The sequence below is a fragment of the Thermoplasma sp. genome (assembly GCF_023256435.1).
In the GTDB taxonomy this organism is placed as follows: Archaea; Thermoplasmatota; Thermoplasmata; order Thermoplasmatales; family Thermoplasmataceae; genus Thermoplasma.
Genome location: NZ_JAGDXM010000055.1, coordinates 1 through 5,044 on the forward strand (window position 1 = coordinate 1; position 5,044 = coordinate 5,044).

The window sequence follows — 5,044 nt, forward strand, 5'->3', positions numbered from 1 at the left end:
TGTCCGAAGAGGTTGAAATTTACAGCTTCCCCTAAACTCCTAACTTCTCTTTTAAAGATTCATTTTGCATCTTTTTTTTGCATTTTCTTATTGTACCGCTCGTAATTATACTTCTGCTTCCATCATACGAATTTATGAACTGTATTACTCTGTCTTTGTTGAACTGCGTAGCCAAATAAATGGCGAAATCGCCATGATGAAATTTGACCTTGCAACGAAAGGTTCTAAAGAGATCCCTCGAAAGTTCCTCCTGTTTCGAAGACCAGACAAGTATGTATCTTTTTCTGATTACAGATCCCTTCAATATTCTCACCTGATCTCGATCGGCAGCGGTACGCCTATTCGATTCTCTGATTTACAGTTAACCACAGCAAATACCATATATTGAAACCACACATTGAAAGTCATATATTTCCTTAGGATTATCGTTTTGTGTACATCACAGATGCACGTACGTTTTGATCTGAAGACCTTTACCTCTATCCATCTCATATTTTTATCCTTTTGTATGCTGATATTTTGCCGGCATTATCGGTATTCTATGATATAGGAGTTGATATGGGAAATTCATTTTTGAAATACATCATCTCGCTTAATACAGTTTGAAATGTAGTATTGCGGTGAATGATTTTCAATTTGCACCGGAGGAAATGAGTAAAGAACACAGCAAAGTATGAAAATTTTTAACATAACTTTAAATTTTTAATATCGATATCGGAATCGATATGATGTTCGGTAACTTTGGAGCTTTTAAGAAGCGAGGATCACTGAGATACTGGATATTATACCTCATTTACAGTAAACCCATGAGTGGCGCTGAGATCATGGATGAGATAGAGAAGCACAGTTTCGGATTGTGGAGACCATCACCTGGTTCCATATATCCTGCGCTTGAAACGCTACTAAAAGAAGGACTGGTCAACAGAAGACCGGACGGGAGATACGAGCTATCGGAGAAAGGCAAGGAAGATCTTGGCATAAATGGAATGACGCAGTCAGATCATCTTAAGACACCGGAAAGTGTCATAGATGAAATATACAGCTATGTCCAGTATCTTGAGGATATAGTGAGAAAGGAAGGGAAACTATCTGAATCCGAGAGACGGAGACTTAAAGACATAGCGGATAAAATTCAGGAAATAGAGGGTATATAGGCGATTTCAAATGTCAATGATAAAAACGGAAAATCTGACAAAGATCTATTCCGGCGGTACGAAAGCCGTGGATAATTTAAACATAGAAATAGAGGAGGCGGAAATCTATGGCCTGCTTGGAAAAAATGGCGCCGGCAAGACTACAACGATAAAGATGCTGACGACAGCAATCGAACCGACTTCTGGAAACGCCATCATTGATGGTTATGATCTGAAAAGGGATAAAGAAAAGATAAGAAGGATAATAGGGGTCGTACCACAGGATCTCACCACTGATGCTGATCTAAAGGGCATAGAGAACCTTAGAATGATTGCGGCATTCTACAATATACCAAGATCCGATGCAGATAAGAGGATAAAGGATCTGCTTGATATAGTCGACCTCTCAGACTGGGGAGACCGATATGTCTCACAGTATTCTGGCGGTATGAGAAAGCGACTCGAGCTCATATGCGGTCTTGTTAATTCGCCCAAGATACTGTTTTTAGACGAGCCTACTCTGGGTCTTGATGTGAATACAAGATCCAAGATGTGGAAATACATAAAGGATATACAGAAAGAGCTTGGCGTCACGATAATCCTGACATCTCACTACCTTGAGGAGGTCGATCAGCTTGCGGATAGGATATCCATAATCGATCATGGGAGGATACTCATCACCGGAACACCAGAGAGCCTAAAGGCCAGTCTAAAGGGAGACGTAATCACGATGGAGTTTCAGTCAAAGGAAGAAGCCGATCTCGCCCGTGCATATCCAGGAGCATTAAATGCTTCCCTAGCAGGAAATTCTAAGGTGAGAATGAAAGTAGAAAATTCAGACACGGAACTTCCAAAGATACTATCTTACCTCATGGAAAGGAACGTCTCTCCTTTAACGATCAATGTCAAGAAACCATCACTGGATGAGGTTTTCCTCGAGTATACAGGATCCACAATAGATGATGATATAGATCCGGAACAGTTCAGAAGAATGATGCAGAATGTTAGGAGGTTGAGATAGATGTCTGGTCTTGCACCGCTCACCGTACGCGAAATAAAGAAATGGTATAGAAATCCAGTATATCTCATAGTGGGCCTATTGCAGCCTGTTTTCTGGATAATACTGTTCGGAAGCGCCTTTGACATTTCTAAATTTGGCGGTCCGTTCGTTTCATCGTTCTTTGATGGCGCTCCAGATTACATAACATACATGATCGGTGGTATCCTCACGATCACTGGACTGTTCACTGGAATGTTCTCTGGAATCAACATAATCTGGGACAGAAGACTTGGTATACTTCAGAGATTTCTTGTTTCTCCAATAAAGAGAAGCTCCATAGTGTTCTCCAGAATCATAGCTTCAGTAGTGAGAATAATAGTCCAGGTGGTCATACTCATTGCTATCGCTCTGATAATACCTGACGGTCTGAAGATATCGCATTCTTTCACCATCGTTGATGCCCTGCTTATGGTGGCTGCGGTGTTGATGATCTCCTTTATATTTTCCTCAATATTCTCCATAATAGCCATAAGAATGACAAGAATGGAAACTATAATGGGCATAACAAATCTTGTGAATCTGCCGTTAATGTTCGCAAGTTATGCGTTGTTTCCACCCGATCTTATGGTTTCATGGCTCAGTGATGTTGCAAAATATAATCCGGTCTCATGGTCTGCGGAATCCATCAGGCTTCTGATAATATATGGAAACCTCTCTGGATCTCAGATGTCAACATTCGCTTCATACATGATCTATCTGTTCATACTGACCGTGATAATGATCCTGCTGGTGTACTTTGTCTCTGAAAGTGGTATCAAAGAATGAAGATGATCTATTTTTGCTTAACAAATATTTTTGAAAATTTTAGAGATCCTTTTTCATTCTGATCAAATGTATGCATTACATGCATAAGCTGATCCATACAAATATAGAACCGGAGCTATGATGCGCGATACCGGCTGAATGGATGATAATCGTATATCACTATCTGTTTCCTTGGAATATAATGCCAGCTCATGAATGTTTGACGAGAAGAATATCCATATTTGAAAGCGGATCAAGTGAAAGTTGCTAACCAGATGAAATTAAGATACTGGACATATGATATTTATGATCGCTCTTTATCGGCTTGCCTGATGAATTCAACCGACCGAAATGAAGATTGTTTCAAGGAGTGCATTGACCTTCATCATGGGAAGGATATCCATCGTATCTTTTTAACCGAAGAAGTCCGATGGTTCTGAAAACTTATAGAAAAGTTAGGAGAGTTTGAGGAAAGCAGTAAAACTCCCTCTTTGGACATGAGATACATGGATCTCCCTCAATGGAAATATTCATAAATTGTCTTCCCATATTATTTTGTATCCTCCACGATAACCAAGTGGATGATACTTAAGTAAAATCGCTGAGATCCGAATATACGACTGTAGATATCACGATACAGGGCTTGTTCGAATGTCCGGAAGGGCAGAGGTCTCTTCGATGAAGGAAAACTCTGAGGCTTTAGCTTAGGAGTAGCTCGTCCATAATATGATCTCACATCCTTGTAGGATAAAATTTGAACGATTGTAGTTTGTAAATGTAGAGAAACTGCATGAACAACAGTGTGATGAAGGCAATGGACATGCCATAAGAAAGCAGATTATTCTCTGAAAATAGAAATTCAATGCCAAAAATTCCAGCGATGATTACCAATATGACTGATATCAGGGCGATCATGGACAGAACGCGGCTACCATTAAGAAGAGAAAGCATAAATATGAAAATCGAAAAAGCCAAAATTAAGAATCCGAACATCATGTGGATCATAATTATAGTCGGAATGTTAAAGGACATCATAAAAAATGAATTTACTGGACTGAACGAAACAAACAGATTAACATACATACCGAGAATAAATTGTAAAATAAGCAGAACGACCATAACAAAGATCGAGGAAGCCATCATGCTGTTTCTTATACTATGATGCATCATCACTAGAATACCTCATTCCCACATCTAATATATATAAGGATATAATAAATTTATCAGTCAGACATTCTCATTTATCCCATTGATTAAGAAGATCCTAATTTATGATAGTGTGCGTCAGGTTTATGAGACATCAACTTCCAGAAAACCTTCATTTTCCCTGACAGGATAGATCTTAAGTGTTTCTCCAGATCCATCATATTCGCATTTCACATCTGGCCTGATCATGGCTTCAGCAGTTTTCTTTCCAGTGGTGATGTCATATCTGGCTTTATGTGCGGGACATACCGCCTCCTTGCCTTCGACCTTATCGAGTATTGCACAGCCCATATGGCCGCATACAGCATCCATGGCATAGTATTTGCCTTCGAATCTGGACAGGAGAACTGGTCTTCCAGAGACCCATGCCACAATGGCGTTTGTGTTTTCAAAGATTTTTGTTGAAATAGACACCCTCTTATAGGCCATGGCAGATAATTACTTCATAACTTAAATTTTTTCTTATGAAAATTATTCGCATAATGGAATTTCTAAAGTCTAAGATGGGATGAATAAATATCTCATTCTTTCATTGATGATCTGGAAAATGCCGAAAGAAACCTCCGTTCGTTATCGTCTAGTGATGCAAGAATTATGATCATATACGGAGACGCGGCATTCTCATGCATCACATCATCTATCTTCCCAAATATGATCCTCTCGTCCTTAAACGATATGCGGGAGAGGATGCAGACCTCATCGATCAGGCCTTTATATCCTCTCCTGTTCTGCATCTCCATGAGCGATTCTATGGCATCATGCAGCGGGATATTCTCGGCCCCATCAAGGTCTATAAGAAGCGGTGTATGGAGTCCGATTTCAAGATTTCTCTTGATCTTGTCTATGACGCTCATTGGAAAGAATTTCTCGTTTACCCTGGGAAGTGAAACTGGCGGTGCTA

The 5,044-nt window shown here is 39.8% G+C and carries 6 protein-coding genes and 1 pseudogene; 4 read left to right on the forward strand and 3 right to left on the reverse strand.

Translation table 11 applies throughout. The annotated features are described in order from the left end of the window. Positions 1 to 31 precede the first annotated feature (31 nt). Entirely contained in the window at positions 32 to 304 is a 273-nt protein-coding gene (locus Q0C15_RS07445; RefSeq protein WP_297217935.1) for a hypothetical protein, read from the reverse strand. A 424-nt stretch (positions 305 to 728) separates the two neighbouring features. On the opposite strand from Q0C15_RS07445, the gene Q0C15_RS07450 reads away from it, so the two are divergent. The 4 genes from Q0C15_RS07450 (at position 729) to Q0C15_RS07465 (ending at position 4,099) form a co-directional block, all read left to right on the forward strand. Further along, on the forward strand, positions 729 to 1,154 hold the full coding sequence (locus Q0C15_RS07450) for a PadR family transcriptional regulator (RefSeq protein ID WP_297217937.1): 426 nt from the start codon (positions 729 to 731) through the stop codon (positions 1,152 to 1,154). A gap of 10 nt (positions 1,155 to 1,164) precedes the next feature. Further along, positions 1,165 to 2,154, forward strand: a complete 990-nt coding sequence (locus tag Q0C15_RS07455; RefSeq protein WP_297217941.1) for an ATP-binding cassette domain-containing protein — start codon at positions 1,165 to 1,167, stop codon at positions 2,152 to 2,154. Next, positions 2,155 to 2,958: an ABC transporter permease gene (locus Q0C15_RS07460; RefSeq protein WP_297217944.1), complete on the forward strand. Its 804-nt coding sequence runs from the start codon at positions 2,155 to 2,157 to the stop codon at positions 2,956 to 2,958. It begins immediately after the preceding gene. Positions 2,959 to 3,892: 934 nt separating this feature from the next. Continuing rightward, positions 3,893 to 4,099, forward strand: coding sequence for a hypothetical protein (locus Q0C15_RS07465; protein WP_297217947.1), 207 nt, complete (start codon positions 3,893 to 3,895; stop codon positions 4,097 to 4,099). 128 nt (positions 4,100 to 4,227) lie between these two features. Here Q0C15_RS07465 and Q0C15_RS07470 read toward each other — a convergent pair whose 3' ends face one another. Continuing rightward, the gene (locus tag Q0C15_RS07470) at positions 4,228 to 4,572 is read right to left on the reverse strand and encodes a Rieske (2Fe-2S) protein (protein ID WP_297217949.1); all 345 of its coding nucleotides are present in this window, start codon (positions 4,570 to 4,572) and stop codon (positions 4,228 to 4,230) included. Between the two features lie 92 nt (positions 4,573 to 4,664). Further along, positions 4,665 to 5,044: pseudogene (locus Q0C15_RS07475) on the reverse strand (diphthine synthase); the annotation flags it as partial.